This is a genomic window from Pseudomonas sp. UFMG81, from assembly GCF_015354575.1.
GTDB lineage: Bacteria > Pseudomonadota > Gammaproteobacteria > Pseudomonadales > Pseudomonadaceae > Aquipseudomonas.
In genome coordinates, this window is sequence record NZ_JACAFQ010000011.1 from 232,829 (window position 1) to 254,793 (window position 21,965).

The 21,965-nt window shown below is 64.9% G+C and carries 15 protein-coding genes; 4 read left to right on the forward strand and 11 right to left on the reverse strand.

Annotation, left to right across the window (positions count from 1 at the left end; all coding sequences use genetic code 11):
• Nucleotides 1-99: 99 nt before the first annotated feature.
• The 3 genes from IX761_RS11410 to IX761_RS11420 all read right to left on the reverse strand — a co-directional run bounded on the left by IX761_RS11410 (nt 100) and on the right by IX761_RS11420 (nt 4,136).
• Nucleotides 100-1,197: a polyamine ABC transporter substrate-binding protein gene (locus IX761_RS11410; protein ID WP_194789688.1), complete on the reverse strand. Its 1,098-nt coding sequence runs from the start codon at nt 1,195-1,197 to the stop codon at nt 100-102.
• Nucleotides 1,198-1,366: 169 nt separating this feature from the next.
• A complete protein-coding gene (locus IX761_RS11415) occupies nt 1,367-2,728 on the reverse strand; it encodes an aspartate aminotransferase family protein (protein ID WP_194789689.1) in 1,362 nt (453 codons plus the stop codon).
• 49 nt (nt 2,729-2,777) lie between these two features.
• The gene (locus tag IX761_RS11420; protein WP_194789690.1) at nt 2,778-4,136 is read right to left on the reverse strand and encodes a glutamine synthetase family protein; all 1,359 of its coding nucleotides are present in this window, start codon (nt 4,134-4,136) and stop codon (nt 2,778-2,780) included.
• Between the two features lie 667 nt (nt 4,137-4,803).
• Between IX761_RS11420 and IX761_RS11425 the strand changes: the two genes are divergently transcribed.
• Nucleotides 4,804-6,180: a glutamine synthetase family protein gene (locus IX761_RS11425; protein ID WP_110992163.1), complete on the forward strand. Its 1,377-nt coding sequence runs from the start codon at nt 4,804-4,806 to the stop codon at nt 6,178-6,180.
• Nucleotides 6,181-6,373: 193 nt separating this feature from the next.
• Here IX761_RS11425 and argA read toward each other — a convergent pair whose 3' ends face one another.
• Together argA and argE are read right to left on the reverse strand one after the other, a co-directional pair.
• Complete coding sequence (argA, locus tag IX761_RS11430) at nt 6,374-7,672, reverse strand: amino-acid N-acetyltransferase (protein WP_194789691.1); 1,299 nt, start codon at nt 7,670-7,672, stop codon at nt 6,374-6,376.
• A 125-nt stretch (nt 7,673-7,797) separates the two neighbouring features.
• Entirely contained in the window at nt 7,798-8,940 is a 1,143-nt protein-coding gene (argE, locus tag IX761_RS11435; RefSeq protein ID WP_194789692.1) for an acetylornithine deacetylase, read from the reverse strand.
• A gap of 194 nt (nt 8,941-9,134) precedes the next feature.
• On the opposite strand from argE, the gene IX761_RS11440 reads away from it, so the two are divergent.
• The 3 genes from IX761_RS11440 to IX761_RS11450 all read left to right on the forward strand — a co-directional run bounded on the left by IX761_RS11440 (nt 9,135) and on the right by IX761_RS11450 (nt 12,760).
• The gene (locus IX761_RS11440) at nt 9,135-10,514 is read left to right on the forward strand and encodes an inorganic triphosphatase (RefSeq protein WP_194789693.1); all 1,380 of its coding nucleotides are present in this window, start codon (nt 9,135-9,137) and stop codon (nt 10,512-10,514) included.
• A gap of 159 nt (nt 10,515-10,673) precedes the next feature.
• Nucleotides 10,674-12,353, forward strand: coding sequence for a GspE/PulE family protein (locus tag IX761_RS11445; RefSeq protein WP_194789694.1), 1,680 nt, complete (start codon nt 10,674-10,676; stop codon nt 12,351-12,353).
• A gap of 92 nt (nt 12,354-12,445) precedes the next feature.
• Entirely contained in the window at nt 12,446-12,760 is a 315-nt protein-coding gene (locus IX761_RS11450) for a DUF2388 domain-containing protein (RefSeq protein WP_194789695.1), read from the forward strand.
• 214 nt (nt 12,761-12,974) lie between these two features.
• Here IX761_RS11450 and gcvP read toward each other — a convergent pair whose 3' ends face one another.
• The 6 genes from gcvP to IX761_RS11480 form a co-directional block, all read right to left on the reverse strand.
• Nucleotides 12,975-15,848, reverse strand: a complete 2,874-nt coding sequence (gene gcvP / locus IX761_RS11455) for an aminomethyl-transferring glycine dehydrogenase (RefSeq protein ID WP_194789696.1) — start codon at nt 15,846-15,848, stop codon at nt 12,975-12,977.
• Between the two features lie 315 nt (nt 15,849-16,163).
• Nucleotides 16,164-16,547, reverse strand: a complete 384-nt coding sequence (gene gcvH / locus IX761_RS11460; protein ID WP_194789697.1) for a glycine cleavage system protein GcvH — start codon at nt 16,545-16,547, stop codon at nt 16,164-16,166.
• A gap of 49 nt (nt 16,548-16,596) precedes the next feature.
• Nucleotides 16,597-17,679 carry a glycine cleavage system aminomethyltransferase GcvT gene (gene gcvT / locus IX761_RS11465; protein WP_194789698.1) on the reverse strand — a complete coding sequence of 361 codons (1,083 nt, stop codon included), beginning with the start codon at nt 17,677-17,679 and terminating at the stop codon, nt 16,597-16,599.
• A gap of 124 nt (nt 17,680-17,803) precedes the next feature.
• On the reverse strand, nt 17,804-19,426 hold the full coding sequence (locus tag IX761_RS11470; protein ID WP_194789699.1) for an ABC transporter permease: 1,623 nt from the start codon (nt 19,424-19,426) through the stop codon (nt 17,804-17,806).
• Between the two features lie 110 nt (nt 19,427-19,536).
• Nucleotides 19,537-20,538 (reverse strand): extracellular solute-binding protein, encoded by a 1,002-nt coding sequence (locus IX761_RS11475; protein WP_194789700.1) that lies wholly within the window; start codon nt 20,536-20,538, stop codon nt 19,537-19,539.
• A 203-nt stretch (nt 20,539-20,741) separates the two neighbouring features.
• Nucleotides 20,742-21,959 carry a 2-octaprenyl-3-methyl-6-methoxy-1,4-benzoquinol hydroxylase gene (locus tag IX761_RS11480; protein ID WP_194789747.1) on the reverse strand — a complete coding sequence of 406 codons (1,218 nt, stop codon included), beginning with the start codon at nt 21,957-21,959 and terminating at the stop codon, nt 20,742-20,744.
• Between the last annotated feature and the right edge of the window lie 6 nt (nt 21,960-21,965).

Consider the following 21,965-nt stretch of genomic DNA (forward strand, 5'->3'; position numbering starts at 1 on the left):
GGCGCGCAACTTACCTTCACGGCATCGATGCCGCAAACTTATTTGCCTGTACCTGCCTCCGGGCCGCAAAGGTGCGGCCCAGAGGGTCCCGCATCGGGCTTACTTGCCCGACTTGATCTTGGTCCAGCTACGGGTGATGTCACGCTGGGCGGCTTTTTCTGGCGCCTTGATCGCGTACAGTTGCGCTTTCACTTCCTCGGACGGGTAGATGGCCGGGTCGCTGGTGATGTCTTTGTCGACGAACTCGGTGGCCGCCTTGTTACCGTTCGGGAAGCGCACGGCGTTGGTGATGCCGGCCATCACTTTCGGCTGCAGCAGGTATTCCATGAACTTGTAGGCGGCGTCGACGTTCTCGGCGTCTTTCGGAATGGCGACCATGTCGTAGAAGGTGCCGGCACCTTCCTTCGGAATGACATAGTTCAGCTTGACCTTGTCACCGGCCTCGTGGGCACGGGCCTTGGACTGCTCCAGGTCACCCGAGTAACCCACGGCCACGCAGATGTTGCCGTTGGCCAGGTCCGAGATGTACTTGGAGGAGTGGAAATAGGTGATCGAAGGGCGAATCTTCAGGAACAGCTCTTCGGCGGCCTTCAGGTCTTCTTTCTTGGTGCTGTCGCTGGGCTTGCCCAGGTAGTGCAGCGCGGCCGGGATCATCTCGGTCGGCGCGTCGAGGAAGCTCACGCCGCAGCTCTTGAGCTTGGCGATGTTCTCAGGCTTGAACACGGCGTCCCACGAGTCGATCTTGTCCACGCCCAGCGCGGCCTTGACCTTCTCTGGGTTGTAGCCGATACCAATGGAGCCCCACATGTAGGGGAAGGCGAACTTGTTGCCCGGGTCGCTGGCATCACCGACGGCCTTGAGCAGGGCTGGGTCGAGGTTCTTCCAGCTTGGCAGCTTGGAGCGGTCGAGCTCCTGGTAGACGCCGGCCTTGATCTGCTTGGCCAGGAAGTTGTTGGACGGCACGACGATGTCGTAGCCCGACTTGCCGGCCAACAGCTTGGCTTCGAGGGTTTCGTTGCTGTCGAAGACGTCGTAGACGACCTTGATGCCGGTCTCTTTCTCGAAGTTGGCCACGGTGTCCGGGGCGATGTAGTCCGACCAGTTGTAGACGTGCAGCACTTTGTCATCAGCCTGAACAGCGGTCGCCACGGCACCCATCAGGGCGGCGGCCAGCAGCGTCTTGCCCAATTTCTTCATGCGTAATGCTCCAGAATTTATTATCAAGCCATCTGTTCAGCAGCCAGGTCCCACGGGTCACGCGTTGGGCGACTGAAACAGCCGTTAGTCTGGCAAGTTACAAGGCGCTGTTTCAACACGCCGAGCGCCTTGTAATGACTTAATGTCATCTCGCCAGCCTAGCAGACCGTTATTTAATCGCTTCGTACGTCAAATCCAGGCACTTGCGCGCCTTCTCCACCAGTTCGTCCACCTCGGCATGGGTAATCACCAGCGGTGGCGCGATGATCATGGTGTCGCCCACGGCGCGCATGATCAGGCCGTTGTCGAAGCAGAAGTTGCGGCAGACCATGCCAACGCCCTTGCCCTCGTAACGGCTGCGGGTGGCCTTGTCCTTGACCAGCTCGATCGCGCCGAGCAGGCCCAGGCCGCGCACTTCGCCCACCAGTGGGTGGTCCTGCAGCTCACGCAGTCGTTTTTGCAAGTAGGGTGCCACTTCCGTGCGGGCTTGCTCGATGATCTTCTCGTCACGCAGGATGCGCAGGTTTTCCAGGCCCACCGCTGCAGCCACCGGGTGACCGGAATAAGTGAAGCCGTGGTTGAAGTCGCCGCCTTCGCTGATCACCTGGGCCACCTTGTCACGCACGATCACACCGCCCATGGGGATGTAACCGGAGGTGAGGCCCTTGGCGATGGTCATCAGGTCTGGCGCAAGGTCGTAGTAGTCGGAACCGAACCACTCGCCGGTACGGCCGAAACCGCAGATCACTTCGTCGGCGACGAACAGGATGTCGTACTTGGCGAGGATCTCCTTGACCTTCGGCCAGTAGGTGTCCGGCGGGATGATCACACCGCCCGCGCCCTGGATCGGCTCGGCGATGAAGGCGGCGACGTTGTCTTCGCCGACTTCGAGGATCTTCTTCTCCAGCTGCTCGGCGGCCCATACCCCGAACTCGTCCGGGGTCATGTCGCCACCCTCGCCGAACCAGTACGGCTGCGGGATGTGCACGATGCCCGGGATCGGCAGGCCGCCCTGCTCATGCATGCCGCTCATGCCGCCCAGGCTGGCGCCGGCAACGGTGGAGCCGTGGTAGCCGTTGATGCGGCCGATGATCGTCTGCTTGTGCGGCTTGCCCTTGAGGGCCCAATAGTGGCGAACCATGCGCAGCACGGTGTCGTTGCCTTCGGAGCCGGAGCCGGTGAAGAACACATGGGTCATGCCTGCCGGGGCCACGTCGGTGATCGCCTTGGCCAGTTCCAGCGCCGGCGGGTGAGCGGTCTGGAAGAACAGGTTGTAGTAAGGCAGCTCGCGCATCTGCTTTTCTGCCGCCTGCACCAGTTCTTCACGGCCATAGCCGACCGCCACGCACCACAGGCCGGCCATGCCGTCGAGGATCTTGTGCCCCTCGCTGTCCCACAAATGCACACCCTGCGCCTTGGTGATGATGCGCGGCCCCTTCTCCTTCAGCTGTTTGTAGTCGCTGAAAGGTGCAAGGTGGTGCTCGCCGCTCAGGGTTTGCCATTCACGGGTTTGCGGGTTGTTGACGCTCATGTGCTTCTCCATGGTCCGGTGGCCGCGCCTTGGGCGGCCTCAGGGTTGATCACACAGCAAACAGCAGGAACTCTCGCTCCCAGGAGCTGATGACGCGCTTGAAGTTTTCATGCTCGGCGCGCTTGGTGGCGACATAGCCGGTGATGAATTTCTTGCCCAGGTACTGCTCCAGTGCCCGGCTGATTTCCATGCGTTCGAGGGCGTCCTCGATGGTCAGCGGCAGGCGCAGGTTGCGGCGTTCGTAGCCACGGCCCTGTACCGGGGCGCTGGCCTCGATGCCCTCGACCATGCCGATGTAGCCGCACAAGAGGCTCGCGGCAATGGCCAGGTAGGGGTTGGCGTCGGCGCCCGGCAGGCGGTTCTCGACCCGGCGGTTCTGCGGGCCGGCATCCGGTACGCGCAAACCAACGGTGCGGTTCTCTTCACCCCACTCGACGTTCACCGGCGCCGAGGTGTCGGGCAGGAAGCGGCGGAACGAGTTGACGTTGGGGGCGAACAGCGGCAGCGCCTCGGGGATGAACTTCTGCAGGCCACCGATGTGGTTGAGGAACAGCTCGCTCATGCTGCCGTCGGCGTTGGAGAAGATGTTCTTGCCGGTGGCCGCGTCGATCACGCTCTGGTGCAGGTGCATGGCGCTGCCCGGCTCGCCGGTCATGGGCTTGGCCATGAAGGTGGCGGCCACGTTGTGCTTGAGCGCGGCCTCGCGCATGGTGCGCTTGAACACCAGGATCTGGTCGGCCAGGTGCAGGGCGTCGCCATGACGGAAGTTGATCTCCATCTGCGCCGTGCCGTCCTCGTGGATCAGCGTGTCGAGGTCCAGCTGCTGCAGTTCGCACCAGTCGTAGACGTCCTCGAACAGCGGGTCGAATTCGTTGGCGGCCTCGATGGAAAACGACTGGCGGCCGGTTTCCGGGCGGCCGGAGCGGCCCACCGGCGGCTGCAGTGGGAAGTCCGGGTCTTCGCTGCGCTTGGTCAGGTAGAACTCCATCTCGGGCGCGACGATCGGCTGCCAGCCTTTGTCGGCGTAGAGCTTGAGGACTTTCTTCAACACGTTGCGCGGCGACAGTTCGACCGGGTTGCCCTTCTTGTCGTAGGTGTCGTGGATCACCTGGGCGGTCGGTTCGATGGCCCATGGCACGAGAAACACCGCGTTCTCGTCGGGGCGGCAGATCATGTCGATGTCGGCCGGGTCGAGCAGGTCGTAATAGATGTCATCGTCGACGTAATCGCCGGTCACGGTCTGCAGCAGCACGCTCTCGGGCAGGCGCATGCCTTTCTCGGCGATGAACTTGTTGGTGGGCGAGATCTTGCCGCGGGTGATGCCGGTCAGGTCGCTGATCAGGCATTCCACTTCGGTGATCTTGTGCTCTTTCAACCAATCGGTGAGCTGGTCGAGGTTGTTACTCATAAATACCTCAGGAGGTAATGTGGCCCGGTTGTGGGGAACCGGCAGCCACTGACGCCGGGCGTCGGACAAAGTCGGCGCATACGGCGCCGAGGGGCCTGGACAGGCCCGCGCCTTGATTCTGGATGCTGTGCATGGCTAAAGCAAAAGCCCCCGCGCAGGACGACAGTGGATACACTCCACAAGAGCGGACCCGCGATGAATGCGAAGGGCAGAGAGAAAGGAATACGAGCGGTAAAGCGTTACGAGGCATGGCCTTTTTGTGCAAACCGTCAATTATTGCGGCCAGCGCAGCGACCCACTGTTGCAGGCGTGCAATGACCGGACGGTAACCGGGAGATATACCTGAACGCACCGTGCATGCGGTGCTGGCAGGTCTCGACAGGCGGACCATGTGACCCTCGTATTATTGTGTTCTGGGTTGTGACCGAGCTTAGCCTTGTTCATTTTTTTACACAACTCCTCCGTAAAAAATAAAACACGGCCCGCTCTGGATAACCCTTCGCCACGAAAATAGCGGATAATGGCACGCCCCGATATGCAGCAAATCTGCCGTAGACGTGCCATTTCAGGGCATCATGGGGCTGGCTTGACTTAACCCGGTCTTTCCGATTGACTGGGGTTGCAAGCCCCCCTTGATTGATATTTTTAACAACAAAGGTGTTGCATCATGTCGGTACCCCCGCGTGCCGTTCAGCTTAACGAAGCGAACGCGTTCCTTAAGGAACATCCTGAGGTTCTCTACGTTGACCTTCTGATTGCAGATATGAATGGTGTGGTTCGTGGCAAGCGCATCGAGCGCACGAGCCTGCACAAGGTTTACGAGAAAGGCATCAACCTGCCGGCCTCCCTCTTCGCCCTCGACATCAATGGCTCGACCGTTGAAAGCACGGGCCTCGGTCTGGACATCGGCGATGCCGACCGCATCTGCTACCCCATCCCCGACACCCTCTGCAACGAGCCTTGGCAGAAGCGCCCTACCGCGCAGCTGCTGATGACCATGCACGAGCTCGAAGGCGAGCCGTTCTTCGCCGACCCGCGTGAAGTGCTGCGCCAGGTGGTGAGCAAGTTCACCGACATGGGCCTGACCATCTGCGCAGCGTTCGAGCTGGAGTTCTACCTGATCGACCAGGAGAACGTGAACGGCCGCCCGCAGCCGCCACGCTCGCCGATCTCGGGCAAGCGCCCGCAGTCGACCCAGGTCTATCTCATCGACGACCTCGACGAATACGCCGACTGCCTGCAGGACATTCTCGAAGGCGCGAAAGAGCAGGGTATCCCGGCCGACGCCATCGTCAAGGAAAGCGCCCCGGCGCAGTTCGAAGTCAACCTGCACCATGTCGCCGACCCGCTCAAGGCCTGTGACTACGCAGTGCTGCTCAAGCGCCTGATCAAGAACATCGCCTACGACCATGAAATGGACACCACGTTCATGGCCAAGCCCTACCCGGGCCAGGCAGGCAACGGCCTGCATGTACACATCTCCGTGCTGGACAAAGATGGCAACAACATCTTCACCAGCGAGGATCCCGAGCAGAACGCCGCGCTACGTCACGCTGTCGGCGGTGTGCTCGAGACCCTGCCCGCCTCGATGGCGTTCCTCTGCCCCAACGTCAACTCGTACCGCCGCTTCGGCGCGCAGTTCTACGTGCCCAACGCACCGAGCTGGGGCCTGGACAACCGCACCGTGGCCCTGCGTGTACCCACCGGCTCGCCGGACTCGGTGCGCATCGAACACCGCGTCGCCGGTGCCGATGCCAACCCGTACCTGATGATGGCGGCCGTGCTGGCCGGCGTGCACCACGGCCTGACCAACAAGGTCGAGCCAGGCGAGCCAATCGAAGGCAACTCGTACGAGCAGCTGGAGCAGAGCCTGCCGAACAACCTGCGCGATGCCCTGCGCGAGCTGGACGACAGCGAAATCCTGAACAAGTACATCGACCCCAAGTACATCGACATCTTCGTCGCGTGCAAGGAAAGCGAGCTGGAGGAGTTCGAACATTCGATCTCCGACCTCGAGTACAACTGGTACCTGCATACCGTGTAAACGAAAACGCCGCCCTCAGGGGCGGCGCTTTTCATTGGGCCGAGGCGCACACGATTCCCCTGTAGGAGCGGCCTTGTGTCGCGAAAGGACCGCAGAGCGGTCCCAGATTTATCGGCAACGCTGATATTGCTGGGGCTGCTCTGCAGCCCTTTCGCGACACGAGGCCGCTCCTACAAAGGGACCGCGCCAGCGCTTACAACGACTTCTCGAAAATCTTCGAATTGCGCTGGAAGTTGTACAGCGACGCCCGCGCCGCCGGCAGTTGCTCCACGCCGCATGGCGCAAACCCACGCTCACGGAACCAGTGCGCGGTCCGGGTCGTCAGCACGAACAGGGTCTTCAAGCCCAACTGCCGCGCCCGCGCCTCGATCCGTTCGAGCAGCTCGTCGCCACGCCCGCCATGCCGGTACTCCGGGTTCACCGCCAGGCACGCCAGCTCGCCCGCCTCGGAATCGGCAATCGGGTACAACGCCGCGCAGGCGATGATCATGCCTTCGCGCTCGACCACGCTGAACTGCTCGATCTCGCGCTCCAGCACCTCGCGGGAGCGGCGCACCAGGATGCCCTGCTCTTCCAGCGGGCTGATCAGGTCCAATAGCCCGCCAACGTCTTCGATGGTCGCCTCGCGCACCACTTCGAACTGTTCCTGGGACACCAGCGTGCCGCCGCCCCCGCGGGTGAACAGTTCGGTCAGCAACGCGCCGTCCTCGGCGTAACTGACGATATGGCTGCGCGCCACGCCGCCCTTGCAGGCCTCGGCGGCAGCATCGAGCAGTTCGGCCTGGTAATCGCTGCCCAGGCGTTGCAGGTGCGGGGTGATCTGCTGCGGACGCAGTTCGCGCACCAGTTGCCCGTGCGCGTCCAGCAAGCCCGGCTCGGCGCCGAACAGCAGCAGCTTGTCGGCGCCCAGCTCGATGGCGGCGCGGGTGGCCACATCCTCGCAAGCCAGGTTGAAGATCTCGCCGGTCGGCGAATAGCCCAGCGGCGACAGCAACACGATGGAGCGCTCGTCGAGCAAGCGGTTGATGCCCTTGCGATCGACCCGGCGCACTTCGCCGGTGTGGTGGTAGTCGACCCCTTCCAACACGCCGATCGGCCGCGCGGTGACCAGGTTGCCGGAGGCCACGCGCAGGCGCGAGCCCTGCATCGGCGAGGCCGCCATGTCCATCGACAGGCGCGCCTCGATGGCCAGGCGCAGCGCGCCGACGGCATCGATCACACAATCGAGCGTCGCCGCATCGGTAATGCGCATGCCGCGGTGGTAGTGCGGGGTCAGGCCACGGGTGGCCAGGCGGCTTTCGATCTGCGGCCGCGATCCGTGGACCAGCACCAGGCGCACGCCGAGGCTGTGCAGCAGCACCAGGTCGTGGACGATGTTGCCGAAATTCGGGTGTTCCACACCGTCGCCAGGGAGCATGACCACGAAGGTGCAGTCGCGGTGGGCGTTGATGTAGGGAGAAGCATGGCGCAGCCAGTTGACGTAATCGGGCATGACAAGGCCTGTGGATAAGTGAACGGAGAACGAATAGGCGCACAACGTTCGAAAGTCATCGTCGGAACAGGCTTGCGGTCACGCGCGGTCTCCTCTAGGCAGGAACGAATCAGGTCAATGGACGTTTAACCCAGGCAATAGTGCCGGATCAGGTCACGCAATAGACGCACGGTAGGCTCGATACGTGACATTTCAAGGTATTCGCCGGGCTGGTGGGCGCAGGCGATGTCCCCCGGCCCCAGCACGATGGTCTGACAACCGAGCTGCTGAAGATAAGGCGCTTCGGTGCCAAAGGCCACCGCTTCGGCGCGGTGGCCGGTCAGGCGCTCGGCCACCTGCACCAGCTCGCTGTCGGCGGCCTGCTCGAACGGTGGTACCTCGGGGAACAGCGGTGCGTAGTCGATGCGCACCTCATGACGCTCGGCCAACGGCGCGAGCTTGCCGCGAATGGCCGAGCGCAATTGCTCCACATCCATGCCCGGCAGCGGGCGCAGATCGAACTCCAGGGCGCATTGGCCACAGATGCGGTTGGGGTTGTCGCCACCGTGGATGCAGCCAAAGTTCAGGGTCGGGGTGGGCACCGTGAACTGTGGGTTGCGGTACTTCTCCTGCCAGCCACGGCGCAAGTCCATGAGTTCGCCCATCACCGCATGCATGGCCTCCAGGGCGCTTCGGCCAAGGTTCGGATCCGACGAATGGCCACTGCGGCCCAGGATGTCGATGCGGTCCATGAGGATGCCCTTGTGCATGCGGATCGGCTTGAGCCCGGTGGGCTCGCCGATCACTGCGGCACGGCCGAGCGGCTGGCCGGCCTCGGCCAAGGCCCGCGCGCCGGACATCGAGCTTTCTTCATCGCAGGTGGCGAGGATCAGCAGCGGTTGCTTGAAATCGTGCTCCAGCAGCGGGATCACCGCCTCGATGACCAGGGCGAAGAAGCCCTTCATGTCGCAACTGCCCAGCCCGACCCAGCGGCCATCGACCTCGGTCAGCTTGAGCGGGTCACTGCTCCACAGCTGTGGGTCGTAAGGCACGGTATCGCTGTGCCCGGCCAGCACCAGGCCACCAGGGCCGGTACCCCGGCTGGCCAGCAGGTTGAATTTGCCGGGGCTGACCTGCTGGATATCGCAGTGGAAACCCAGGTCGCCCAGCCAGCCGGCCAACAGGTCGATGACCGCGCGGTTGGACTGGTCGAGGGCCGCCTGGGTGCAACTGACCGACGGGGCGGCGATCAGGGCGGCGAACTGGTCTTTCAGCGACGGCAACGGCATGCGCGGACTCCTCGGAAGCTTGAGCGGCATCATAGCAATGCAAAAGCCCCACAAGGCAAGCAGCAGGCACCTCGTGGGAGCGGGCTTGCCCCGCGACAGGGCCATCGCGGGGCAAGCCCGCTCCCACGAGCAAGGATTAAAGCCCCAACTGCTGTAGACTCTCTCGCCACGATGCCCCTCCTTCCGAGCCCGCGATGCACAAAGAAACCGAACTCAAACTCCGCGCCAGCCGCGAGACCCTTGCCGCCCTGCGCGAGCACCCTCTGCTGAAGAAGCGCAACAAGTCCGGTTGGCAGACCCGCGAGCTGCTCAACCAGTACTTCGACACCCCGGAGCGCGACCTGTCCGCCGCCCGTGTCGCCCTGCGCCTGCGCCGCGACGGCGAGGTCATCATTCAGACCCTCAAGTGCCGCGGCCAGAGTGTGGCCGGCCTGTCCGAACGCAACGAGTATGAGTGGCAGCTGGACAAGGCCAAGCTCGACCTGAAGAAGCTCGACGCCAGCTGCTGGCCCGAGCAACTCGCCGAACTCGACAAGAAGACCATCAAGCCGCTGTTCACCACCGACTTCAACCGCGAGTACGCCGAGATTTCCTGGGGCCGCGGCAAGGCCAAGGTGGTGATCGAGGCTGCCATCGACCAGGGCTTCGTGATCGCCGGCAAGCGCAAGGAAGAGATCTGCGAGCTCGAGCTGGAGCTGCGCGAGGGCGCCCCGGAAGCGCTGCTGGAACTGGCCGCCGAACTGGCCGCCAGCCTGCCGCTGATGCCCTGCGACATCAGCAAGGCCGAGCGTGGCTATCGCCTGCTCGACGAAGCCAGCTACGAGCTGAGCCTGCCAACCACCGAACTGCACGCCGAGATGCCGCTGGACGACGCCTACGCGGCCCTGGCCTGGCAACTGCTCGGCAGCAGCCAGCGCCTGGCCGAACAGTATCGCCACAACGGCCACTGGCGCCTGTTGCAAGACTGGGTTCGCTGCCTGGCAGAACTGCGCGCCCTCACCGCCAGCCTCGGCCAGGCCGCGCCGCGCCCCACCACCCGCGCCCTGCGCGCCAGCCTCGATGCACTGCTGGAAGACTGGCGCCCGCTGGTGCTGGCCGGCAACGATGACGAAGACATCCGCCGCGCCGCGCCCGAGCAGTTCACTGAAGAGCTGCAAGACCCGCGTTGGGGCCAGTTCTCCCTGGAGACTGCGCGCTGGTTGAATGCCCGCGCCTGGACCGCCGAGCGCAAAGGCCGTGGCGAACGCCAGGGCAAGGCGCAGCTGGCCAGCTGGCTGCAACACCTGCTCGGCGAAGAGGCGCGCGCCCTGAAGCTGCCGCTGTACGTGCAACGCCCGGAAGACCTGGCCGAACAACTGCCACGCATCGATGTGGTGCAAACCTGGTTGCACCACGCCCGCCAGGTACTTGAGCTGCCCCAGCTGGACCGCCTGTATGGTGAAGTGAACAAACTGCACGAGCTGGCCGAGCAACCGTTGGTCGAGGAACAGAACGACGAGCTGCTGGAAGCCCGAATCGAGCAGGCCCGTGCCATCGAACAGAACCGCGCCTGGAAACATCTGCTCAAGGCTTGAGCAGGCACCGCCTGAATCGCTGGCAAGCCAGCTCCCGCAGGGGGGTGGGCTTGCCAGCGGTGGGGTCGGCGGCAAGATCCCGAAACGCCTTGCCATGCGCCAGGAAGCACTACGCAGCTAGCCTTTCCAGGCCACTCTCGCCTGGCCAGGGATGCCGCCATGCTCACCAACGCCTCGAACGACCTCGACCTCAACCGCCTGCTCGACGCACTGCTGGCGGACCACCGCATCACCGCCACCGATGCCCTCCATGCCCTCGAACGGGCCAATGACCGACACGGCGAACACCCCCTCGAAGTCATCGCCAGCCTCGACCTTGCGGATGCGTTGCACGCAGACCAGACGCTGACACTGGACAGCCTGGGCCGCTGGCTGGCACTGCGTGTCGCCCAGCCGTTCCTGCATATCGACCCCCTGCGGCTCGACCTGCCACGACTCGCTGGCCTGATGTCCGCCGCCTTCGCCCAACGCCACGGCATCCTCGCCGTCGCCGTGGACGACACCAGCATCACCGTGGCCAGTGCCCAGCCCTATCAGCGCGAGTGGGAAGCCGAACTGGCCCTGAGCCTGGGCAAGCAGGTACACCGGGTGCTGGCCTGCCCCCGACAACTGCGCCAGCTTGGTCCAACCCTGTTCGGCCTGGCGCGCTCGGTGCACGGCGCCGGCCAGCAGCAGTCGCCACGCCTGGGCGAGCTGGAGCAGTTGCTGGAGCTCGGTGCCAGCCAGGCGCAGGCCAGTGCCGACGATACTCACATCGTGCATATCGTCGACTGGATGCTGCAGTACGCCATCGAACAACGCGCCAGCGATATCCACCTGGAACCGCGCCTTGAACTGGGCCACCTGCGCCTGCGCATCGACGGCCTGCTGCACCCGGTGTATGCATTCCCCGCCAGCGTGGCGCTGGCCATGGTCAGCCGCCTGAAACACCTGGGGCGGATGAACGTCGCGGAAAAGCGCCGGCCACAGGATGGGCGCCTGAAAAGCCGCCTGCCGAATGGTGCGCAGGTGGAGTTGCGGCTCTCTACCCTGCCCACACCCTTCGGTGAAAAGCTGGTGCTACGCCTGTTCGACCCACAGCAGTTGCATCAGAGCCTGCAATGCCTGGGCCTGGACGGCTCGCCGCTCAAACAGTGGCAGGCCCTGCTGCAGCGGCGCCAAGGCATCTTGCTGGTCACCGGCCCCACCGGTTCGGGCAAGACCAGCACCCTCTACGCCAGCCTCCGGTACCTGGACACACCCCAAGTGAACCTGTGCAGCATCGAAGACCCTATCGAGCGCCTGGAGCCGACGATCAACCAGCTACAGGTGCAACCAAGCCTGGAGCTGGACTTCGCCAATGGCGTGCGTGCCCTGCTGCGCCAGGACCCGGACATCATCATGGTCGGCGAAATCCGTGACCGGGAGACCGCCCAAGTCGCCGTACAGGCCGCGCTCACCGGGCACCTGGTGCTATCCACCCTGCACACCGACGACGCCTGCGCCGCGATCATTCGCCTGCACGAACTCGGCGTGGCCGACTACCTGATCAAGGCCACGCTGATCGGGGTCATGGCCCAGCGGCTGGTACGCACCCTGTGCAGCGTCTGCCGAGGCCGCCTGCCAGCCGCTGAAGCGTGCCAGCAGTGTCGGGGCAGCGGCTTTCACGGGCGCACGGGGCTGTTCGAACTGCTCAGGGTCAGCCCTGAACTGCGCGCACTCATCACCCCAACAGTCGATCTTGCCAGCCTGCGCCAGCAAGCCCAGGCCGAAGGCCTGCGCAACCTGAGGCGCGCCGGACAGGATCTTGTCGCGCAGGGCCTGAGCACCTCGGAAGAGGTGCTGCGAGTCTGTGGATAAGTAAGAAATCCTTCGTGGGGGCGGGAACTTGGCCAGGTAGAACAGGCTCAAAGCGGCATCTCAACAGCCCTCATCGACCGAGGTGATTCAACATGCGTTTCAAAACAGCCATCGCAGCCACCGTCCTGTGCTCGCTGCCCTTGGGCTCCGCCATGGCCGACACGTTCTGGCGCAACATCATCTCCTCGGGCGCGACCACCGCCTCGACCTACCTGACCTTCAAGGACCACAAGCTGATCGTCGCCGCCCAGGATGACGCCGGCAGCTTCGTCGCCAGCGACGGTGCGATCCGCGGGCCGTTCCTGGAAGCCGCCATGCGCCAGGTGCGCGCCGACAACCCAGGTGTGCAGGCCAGCGACATGGAGCTGGCCAACGCGATCCTGGCCAAGAACGCCGTCGCCGAGTAATTCAAGGGGGCTGCTTTGCAGCCCAATCGCCTCACCAGACGGACTCGCACGTCCACTGTAGGAGCGGCCTTGCCGGGGCGCCGGACCGGCCGGAAAGGGCTGCGTAGCAGCCCCCGATATTGGCGGCGCCACATGGCTCGCGGGGCCGCTTCGCGGCCCTTTCCGGCCGGTCCGGCGCCCCGGCAAGGCCGCTCCTACAGGAATGCGGGCAATTTCAGCGATACGCCTCCACCGGCACGCACGAGCAGAACAGGTTCCTGTCCCCATACACGTTGTCGACCCGGTTCACCGCCGGCCAGTATTTATGCTGGCGCGCGTGAGCGCTGGGGGCGATGCCCTGCTCGAGGCTGTAGGGCCGGTTCCACGGCGCCAGCACATCGGCCAGGGTGTGCGGCGCGTGCTTGAGCGGGTTGTCCTCGGCAGGCCAGTTGCCCTCTTGCACCTCGCCGATTTCCGCACGGATCGCCAGCATCGCTTCGACAAAACGGTCCAGTTCGGCCTTCGACTCGCTCTCGGTAGGCTCGACCATCAGCGTGCCCGGCACCGGGAACGACATGGTCGGGGCATGGAAGCCATAGTCCATCAGGCGCTTGGCCACGTCTTCCTCGCTGATGCCGGTGAGCGCCTTGAGTGGGCGCAGGTCGAGGATGCACTCGTGGGCCACGCGCTGGTTGCGCCCGCGATACAGCACCGGGAAAGCATCGCGCAGCAGGCTGGCCAGGTAGTTGGCCGACAGGATTGCCACTTCACTGGCATCGGCCAGCTGCGGCCCCATCATGGCGATGTACATCCAGCTGATTGGCAAAATGCTGGCGCTGCCCCAGGGCGCGGCACTGACCGCCGTGTTGTTCGGGTCCAGCCCAGGCACCGGCACCACCGGGTGGCTGGCGACGAACGGCTTGAGGTGGGCGCGGATGCCAATCGGGCCCATGCCTGGGCCGCCACCACCGTGAGGGATGCAGAAGGTCTTGTGCAGGTTCATGTGCGAGACGTCGGCGCCAATGTCCGCCGGCCGCGCCAGCCCCACCTGGGCATTGAGGTTGGCGCCGTCCATGTACACCTGGCCGCCGTGCTGGTGGACCACCTCGCAGATTTCGCGAATGCCCTCTTCGTACACCCCATGGGTCGAGGGGTAGGTGACCATCAGGCACGACAAGCGCTCGCCGGCGTCCTGGGCCTTGGCCTTGAGGTCGTCGAGGTCGACGTTGCCCTGCTCGTCGCACTCGACGATCACCACTTCCATGCCGGCCATCTGCGCCGACGCCGGGTTGGTGCCATGGGCCGATGACGGGATCAGGCACAAGGTGCGCCTGGGCTGATGCCGGCTGCGGTGATAACGGGTAATGGCCATCAGCCCGGCGTACTCGCCCTGGGCCCCGGAGTTGGGCTGCATGCAGATGGCGTCGAAGCCGGTGATGGCGCACAACCAGCTTTCCAGTTCGTCGATCATCGCCTTGTAGCCCGCCATCTGGGTACTCGGGGCGAAGGGATGCGGCTGGGCGAACCCGGGCCAGGTGATGGGGATCATCTCGCTGGTGGCGTTGAGCTTCATGGTGCACGAGCCCAGCGGGATCATCGACTGGTTGAGCGCCAGGTCCTTGTTCTCCAGCTGCTTGAGGTAACGCAGCATCTCGGTTTCGCTGTGGTGCAGGTTGAACACCGGGTGTTGCAGGATCGGCGTGCGCCGCACCAATGCACCGGGAATGCCCTCAGGCAAGGCCTGCTGGTCGAGGACGTCGATGTCCAGGCCATGGTCGACTCCCAGGAAGATATCCAACAGTTTCAACACCGTGGCTTCGTCGCAGGTTTCGTCGAGGCTTACCCCCAAGTGCCCGCGCCCGAGGATACGCAGGTTGAAGCGCGCAGCCTCGGCGCTTTCGATGATCGCGGCCTGGGTGCCGCCGACATCGAGGGTGAGGGTGTCGAAGAAGTGCTGGTTGAGGCGCTTGATACCCTTGCTCTCGAGCCCGGCAGCGAGCAGGAAGGTCAGCCGGTGCACGCGCTGGGCAATGCGCTGCAGGCCCTCGGGCCCATGGTAGACCGCGTAGAAGCCGGCAATGTTGGCCAGCAGCACCTGCGCCGTGCAGATGTTGGAATTGGCCTTCTCGCGGCGGATATGTTGCTCGCGGGTCTGCAGGGCCATGCGCAACGCGGTGTTGCCACGGGCATCGCGGGACACGCCGATGATACGCCCGGGCATGGCCCGCTTGTAGTCGTCGCGGCAGGCGAAGTACGCCGCGTGAGGGCCACCGAAGCCCATGGGTACACCGAAACGCTGGGTGGAGCCAAGCACCACGTCAGCCCCCTGCTCGCCCGGCGGGGTGAGCACCACCAGGCTGAGGATATCGGCAGCGACACAGGCCAGCGCCTGCTGGGCATGCAGTTGATCGATCAATGGCCGCAGGTCGCGCACCTCGCCGTGGGTGTCGGGGTATTGCAGCAAGGCCCCGAACACCTTGTGCTGGCCAAGGTTGGCCACCGAGTCGACGATCAACTCGAAGCCGAAGCCTTCGGCGCGGGTCTTGAGCACCGATAGCGTTTGCGGGTGGCAGTGCTCGTCGGCGAAGAAGGCGTTGCTCTTGCTGCGCGCCACGCGCTTGGCCAGGGCCATGGCCTCGGCCGCGGCGGTGGCTTCGTCGAGCAACGAGGCGTTGGCCAGCGGCAGGCCGCTGAGGTCGATGACCATCTGCTGGAAGTTCAGCAAGGCCTCCAGGCGGCCCTGGGCGATTTCCGGCTGGTAGGGGGTATAGGCGGTGTACCAGCCCGGGTTCTCCAGCACATTGCGCAGGATCACCGTGGGGGTAAGGGTGGCGTGATAGCCCATGCCGATCAGGCTGGTCCACAGCTGGTTCTGCGCAGCGTAGCCGGCCAGCTTGGCCAGGGCGGCCTGCTCATCGAGCGCGGGTGGCAGCTCCAGCGGGCGGTTGAAACGGATGCCCGGCGGTACGGTCTGCTCGATCAGTTCGCTGCGGCTGGCGACGCCGAGGACGTCGAGCATGGCCTGCTGCTCCAGGGCATCGGGGCCCAGGTGGCGACGCAGGAAAGGGTTGGACTCTTGCAGTTGACGCAGGGAGGGCGACTGGGACATGGCGACGATCTCTTCCTGGACCAGCTCTCATGGAGACTTACAAGTCTAGGAAGGGATCGCGGATGTTGCGGGAAAAGTTGCTCGCAAGTCCGGCCTCATCGCTGGCAGGCTCCCAACTGGTAGCACACCCATGTAGGAGCGGCCTTGTGTCGCAAAAGGCCCGCAAAGCGGCCCCAGCGATCGATTTTGCTACTTAAATGGCTGGGGCTGCGATGCAGCCCTTTCGCGACACAAGGCCGCTCCTACACGGGCTGTGGAAGGCTCTGGGTGGGAGCCGGCTTGCCGGCGATTGGGGCGCAATGCGCCCCCAGAGGCTTATTCGCCGATGGCAGCCTGGTAGCCGGCGGCATCCAGCAGCTTGTCCAGCTCGGACGTGTCGCTTGGCTTGAGCTTGAAGATCCACGACTCGTAGGGCTCTTCGTTGAGCAGCTCCGGGCTGTCGGCCAGCTCTTCGTTGACCGCGATCACTTCGCCGGAAACCGGGGCGTAGATGTCCGAGGCGGCCTTCACCGACTCGACCACGCCAGCGGCGTCGCCTGCGCCGAACACCTTGCCGACTTCGGCCAGCTCGACGAACACCACGTCACCCAGGGCTTGCTGGGCGTGGTCGCTGATGCCCACGGTCACCGTGCCGTCGGCTTCCAGGCGGGCCCACTCATGGCTTTCGGCAAAACGCAGGTCGGCGGGAATATTGCTCATGTCTTGTTTTCCTCGATGGGTCAGCGGTCGGCCCGCCATTGAAAAGTGTTCAGATCAGGATCTTGCCGTGGCGCACGAAGGTCGGCTTGACCACCCGCACCGGGTACCACTTGCCGCGTATTTCCACTTCGGCGCGGTCGCCGGTGGCCATGGGCACGCGCGCCAGGGCAATGGACTTGCTCAGCGTAGGCGAGAAACTACCACTGGTGATCTCCCCTTCGCCAATCCCGGATACGCGGACCACCTGGTGGGCGCGTAAAACGCCGCGTTCCTCGAGCACCAGGCCGACCAGCTTTTCCTTCACGCCCTGCTCGATTTCCGCCAGCAACCCGGCGCGGCCGATGAACTCACGGCTTGGCGGCTCCCAGGCGATGCTCCAGCCCAGGTTGGAGGTGAGCGGTGTGTGGGTTTCATCGATGTCCTGGCCGTACAGGTTCATGCCGGCTTCCAGGCGCAGGGTGTCGCGGGCGCCCAGGCCGCTCGGGGCGATACCGGCACCGACCAGGTCGTTGAAGAACGCCGGGGCCTGTTCACCGGGCAGGATGATCTCCAGGCCGTCCTCACCGGTGTACCCGGTGCGGGCGATGAACCAGTCCCCTTCGGCGACACCTTCGAAGGGGCGCAGCTCACGAATCAGTGCGGCGCGCGAAGCGCTGAGCAAGGCGGCGACCTTTTCCCGGGCCTGGGGGCCCTGGATCGCCAGGATCGCCAGCTCCGGGCGGGCCTTGAACGTGACCTTGAAACCTTCGCTCTGCGCCTGCAACCAGGCCAGCACCTTGTCGCGGGTGGCAGCGTTGGCCACCAGGCGGTAACCGTCCTCGGTGCGGTAGGCGATCAGGTCGTCGATGACCCCGCCATTGTTGTTGAGCAGCGGGCTGTAGAGGGCCTTGCCGGGGCTTTCCAGGCGCGTCACGTCATTGGCCAGCAGGCGTTGCAACCAGGGGGTGGCGGCGCAGCCGTCGATGTCGATGACGGTCATGTGGGAAACATCGAAGACCCCGCAATCGCTGCGCACCTGATGGTGTTCCTCGACTTGCGAGCCGTAATGCAGGGGCATGTCCCAACCGCCGAAATCGACCGTCTTGGCACCAAGCGCCAAGTGCAGGTCATACAGAGGCGTACGCTGTCCCATGGGTTTCTCCTTCCGGGCGTGGCGAGGCGGCGGCGGTCGGTAATGTTTAGCCATCACCTGTTCTTGTAGGACCCGCCGCTGCGAATGCCGCGCATTGTAGCCGCAAGCAGACGACGTGGCACCCTCATTGCGAATGCCCCGGACGCTTGGCCGAGCGGCGGATCAGGCCGATCACCGGCAGCAGGCCGACCAGCACCAGGCTCAACGCCGGCAGCGAAGCGCGCGCCCACTCGCCCTCGCTGGTCATCTCGAACACGCGCACGGCCAGGGTGTCCCAGCCGAACGGGCGCATCAGCAGGGTCGCCGGCATCTCCTTGAGCACGTCGACGAACACCAGCAGCGCGGCGCTCAGAGCGCCGGGCACCAGCAGCGGCAGATACACCTTGAAAAACAATCCCGGGCCGGAGACACCCAAGCTGCGCGACGCCTCCGGCAGCGACGGCCGGATGCGCTCCAGGCTGCTTTCCAGCGGGCCATAGGCCACCGCGATGAAGCGCACCAGGTACGCCAGCAGCAACGCCGTCAGGCTGCCCAGCAGCAGCGGCTTGCCCGCGCCACCCAGCCACTGCGACAGCGGAATCACCAACTGGTTGTCCAGGTAGCTGAACGCCAGCATGATCGACACCGCCAGCACCGAACCCGGCAACGCATAGCCCAGGTTGGCCAGGCCAACCCCGGCGCGGATAACGGTGGTGGGTGCCTGGCGCCGGGCAAAGGCCAGCAGCAAGGCCACGCTCACCGTAATCAGCGCCGCCATGGCGCCGAGGTAGAGGGTATGCAGCACCAGCCCCAGGTAACGCTCGTCGAGGTCATGCCGACCACGCTGCCAGCACCACACCAACAGCTGCAGCAGCGGGATGGCGAAGGCACAGGCAAACACCAGCAGGCACCAGGCACTGGCGGCAAACGCCTTGATACCGCGCAGGTGGTACAGCGCCTGCCCCCGTGGCCGCTCGTTGCCAGTGCGGCTGGCACCGCGGGCGCGGCGCTCGCCATACAGCACCAGCATCACCACCAGCAGCAGCAGGCTGGCCAGCTGCGCCGCGCTGGACAGGCTGAAGAAGCCGTACCAGGTCTTGTAGATGGCGGTGGTGAAGGTATCGAAGTTGAACACCGACACCGCGCCGAAATCGGCCAGCGTTTCCATGAGCGCCAGGGCGATGCCCGCGCCGATGGCCGGGCGCGCCATGGGCAGCGCCACCCGCCAGAACGCCTGCAAAGGCGACAGCCCAAGCACCCGCGCTGCCTCCATCAGGCCCTTGCCCTGGGCGAGGAAGGCGGTGCGCGCCAGCAGATAGACATAGGGGTAGAACACCAGCACCAGCACCGTGATCACCCCGCCGGTGGAGCGCACCCGGGGCAGGCGCATGGGCCCGAACACCTCGCGCAACGCGGTTTGCACCGGGCCTGCGAAGTCCAGCAGGCCGACGAAGACGAACGCCAGCACATAGGCGGGGATGGCGAACGGCAGCATCAGCGCCCAGTCCAGCCAGCGCCGGCCGGGGAACTCGCACAAGCTGGTGAGCCAGGCCAGACTCACCCCCAGCACCGTCACCCCGACCCCCACGCCCAGCACCAAGGTGAGGGTGTTGCCCAGCAAGCGGCTCATCAGGGTGTCGAGCAGGTGCGACCAGATTTGCGTATCGAGCGACTGCCAGGACAGCAGCAGCACGCTCAGCGGCAGCAGGACCAGGCCGGCGGTGAGCAAGACTGGCAGGTACCAGCGGCGTTGGGAGGTGTGAGGCAAGGCAGGAATCTCTTTTGCAGTGAGATAGCATCGCGGGGCAAGCCCGCTCCCACGTGGTTCGTGGGAGCGGGCTTGCCCCGCGATGAATGCTCAAGAATAAGGTGCTGGACTCAGTTCCAGCCAGCCCGATCCATCAAGCGGATGGCTTCGGCCTGGCGCTTGCCGGCCACTTCCACCGGGATGCTGTCAGCCTTGAAGCTGCCCCACGCCGCCACTTCCGCCGATGGTTTCACCTTCGGGTTGGCCGGGAATTCCTGGTTGATGTCGGCGAACAGCTTTTGCGCCTCCTCGCCGGTCATCCACTCCACCAGCTTCTTCGCCGCTTCCGGGTGCGGCGCGTGCTTGGTCAGGCCGATGCCCGACAGGTTGACGTGCACGCCACGGTCACCCTGGTTGGGCCAGAACAGCTTCACCGGCAGGTCGGGCTTCTCTTTGTGCAGGCGGCCGTAGTAGTAGGTGTTGACGATGCCCACATCGCACTGGCCGGCGGCGATGGCCTGGAGCAGCGCGGTGTCGTCGGAGAACACGTCGGTGGACAGGTTGTTGACCCAGCCCTTGACCAGCTTCTCGGTTTCGGCCTCGCCGTGGTTCTGGATCAGGGTGGCGGTCAGCGACTGGTTGTAGACCTTCTTCGCCGTGCGCAGGCACAGGCGCCCTTCCCACTGCTTGTCGGCCAGGGCTTCGTAGGTGCTCAGCTCGCTCGGCTTGACGCGCTCGGTGGAGTAGACGATGGTCCGCGCACGCAGGCTCAGGCCGGTCCAGTCGTGGGACGAGGCGCGGTATTGCGCTGGGATGTTGTTGTCGATGATGTCCGACTTGATCGGCTGCAGGATGCCCATCTGCTCGGCCTGCCACAGGTTGCCGGCATCGACGGTGAGCAACAGGTCGGCCACGCCGTTCTGGCCCTCGGCCTTGATGCGCTGCATCAGCGGCGCTTCCTTGTCGGTGATGAACTTGATCTTGACGCCGGTCTTGGCGGTGTAGGCGTCGAACACCGGCTTGATCAGCTCGTCGATGCGCGAGGAGTACACCACCACTTCGTCCGCCGCCTGGGCGGTGCCGCCGAACAAGGTAAGGGCCAGGGCGACCAGTAGGGGTTTGCGGGGCAACATCGGGGGTACTCCTCGCTGGATTGAGAGGCGCAAATGGTAGTGAATCCCATTTGCTGACTCACCTGCGGAGCAGTTACCAGATGTTGCAGGGGACTGCTGCGCAGTCCTTTCGCGGCACAAGGCCGCTCCTACAGGGGGAAGCGCATTCCTCTGTAGGAGCGGCCTTGTGTCGCGAAAAGGGCCGCAAAGCGGCCCCGGCAATCTCAAACCCTGGCCAGCTCCGGCAGGTCCCCGGACAACCCCAGCGCCTGGCGCACGAACATCGCCTTGGCCTCGGGCATCTGCTCCACCAGCTTCAACCCACTGTTGCGCAACCAGCGCAGCGGCAGCGGATTGGCCTGGAACAACCGCTCGAAGCCTTCCATCGCCGCCATCAACGCCAGATTGTGCGGCATCCGTCGGCGCTCGAAGCGACTGAGTACCTTCACATCGGCCAGGCGCTCGCCGCGCTCGCAGGCACGCACCAGCTCCTCGGCCAGCACCGCTGCGTCGAGGAAACCCAGGTTGACCCCCTGCCCCGCCAACGGGTGGATGGTATGGGCGGCATCGCCGATCAGCGCCAACCCCTCCTGCACATATCGTTTGGCATGGCGTTGGCGCAACGGCACGCAGACCCGTGGGTCGGCTTCGATCACCTCGCCCAGACGCCCCTCGAAGGTGCGCTCCAGCACCTTGCAGAACGCCGCATCGTCCATCGCCATGGCCTGCTCGGCCTGCTCCGGGGTGGTCGACCAGACGATCGAGCACCAGTCTTGCCGGCCATCACGCGACAACGGCAGGAACGCCAGCGGGCCTTCGTCGGTGAACCGCTGCCAGGCCGTGGCCCGGTGCGCCTCGCTGCAGCGCACGCTGGTGACGATGGCATGGTGCTGGTAATCCCACTCGCGGGTCTCGCAGCCGGCCAGGCGGCGCACGGCGGAGTTGGCGCCGTCGGCGGCGATCACCAAGGGCGCACGCAGGGTGCGGCCATCGGCCAGGGTCACCAGCCACTCGTCACCGGAGCGGCGCAGCTGCTCCAGGCGGGCGTTGGGCAGCAGGCCGATATCGCTGTCGTGCAGGCGCTCCAGCAGGCCGTCCTGGACCACCCGGTTCTCGACGATGTGGCCCAGCACCTGGGCGTGCACGCTGGCAGCAGAGAAGTGGATCTCACCGGTGCCGCTGCCATCCCACACGTGCATGTCCGAATACGGCGACACCCGCCGCCCGGCAATGCCTTCCCAGGCACCCAGGCGTTCGAGAATGCGCTGGCTGGCCGCCGACAGGGCACTGACCCGGGGCTCGAACGGCGCCTGGCCGTCGAAAGGTTTGACCGACAGCGGGCCGCCATCGAGCAGGAGAATCTCCAGGCCACTGTGGCGCAGGGCCAGGGCCAGGGCGCTACCGACCATACCGGCACCGACAATCAACAGATCTGCGCGCATTTCCAT

Coding starts and splice junctions, on each gene's coding strand:
- IX761_RS11425 (WP_110992163.1), top strand. CDS start 4,804: ATGTCGGTACCCCCGCGTGCCGTTCAGCTTAACGAAGCGAACGCGTTC.
- argA (WP_194789691.1), bottom strand. CDS start 7,672: ATGCCCGATTACGTCAACTGGCTGCGCCATGCTTCTCCCTACATCAAC.
- IX761_RS11445 (WP_194789694.1), top strand. CDS start 10,674: ATGCTCACCAACGCCTCGAACGACCTCGACCTCAACCGCCTGCTCGAC.
- gcvH (WP_194789697.1), bottom strand. CDS start 16,547: ATGAGCAATATTCCCGCCGACCTGCGTTTTGCCGAAAGCCATGAGTGG.
- IX761_RS11410 (WP_194789688.1), bottom strand. CDS start 1,197: ATGAAGAAATTGGGCAAGACGCTGCTGGCCGCCGCCCTGATGGGTGCC.
- gcvT (WP_194789698.1), bottom strand. CDS start 17,679: ATGGGACAGCGTACGCCTCTGTATGACCTGCACTTGGCGCTTGGTGCC.
- gcvP (WP_194789696.1), bottom strand. CDS start 15,848: ATGTCCCAGTCGCCCTCCCTGCGTCAACTGCAAGAGTCCAACCCTTTC.
- IX761_RS11440 (WP_194789693.1), top strand. CDS start 9,135: ATGCACAAAGAAACCGAACTCAAACTCCGCGCCAGCCGCGAGACCCTT.
- IX761_RS11415 (WP_194789689.1), bottom strand. CDS start 2,728: ATGAGCGTCAACAACCCGCAAACCCGTGAATGGCAAACCCTGAGCGGC.
- IX761_RS11475 (WP_194789700.1), bottom strand. CDS start 20,538: ATGTTGCCCCGCAAACCCCTACTGGTCGCCCTGGCCCTTACCTTGTTC.
- argE (WP_194789692.1), bottom strand. CDS start 8,940: ATGCCGTTGCCGTCGCTGAAAGACCAGTTCGCCGCCCTGATCGCCGCC.
- IX761_RS11480 (WP_194789747.1), bottom strand. CDS start 21,959: ATGCGCGCAGATCTGTTGATTGTCGGTGCCGGTATGGTCGGTAGCGCC.
- IX761_RS11450 (WP_194789695.1), top strand. CDS start 12,446: ATGCGTTTCAAAACAGCCATCGCAGCCACCGTCCTGTGCTCGCTGCCC.
- IX761_RS11420 (WP_194789690.1), bottom strand. CDS start 4,136: ATGAGTAACAACCTCGACCAGCTCACCGATTGGTTGAAAGAGCACAAG.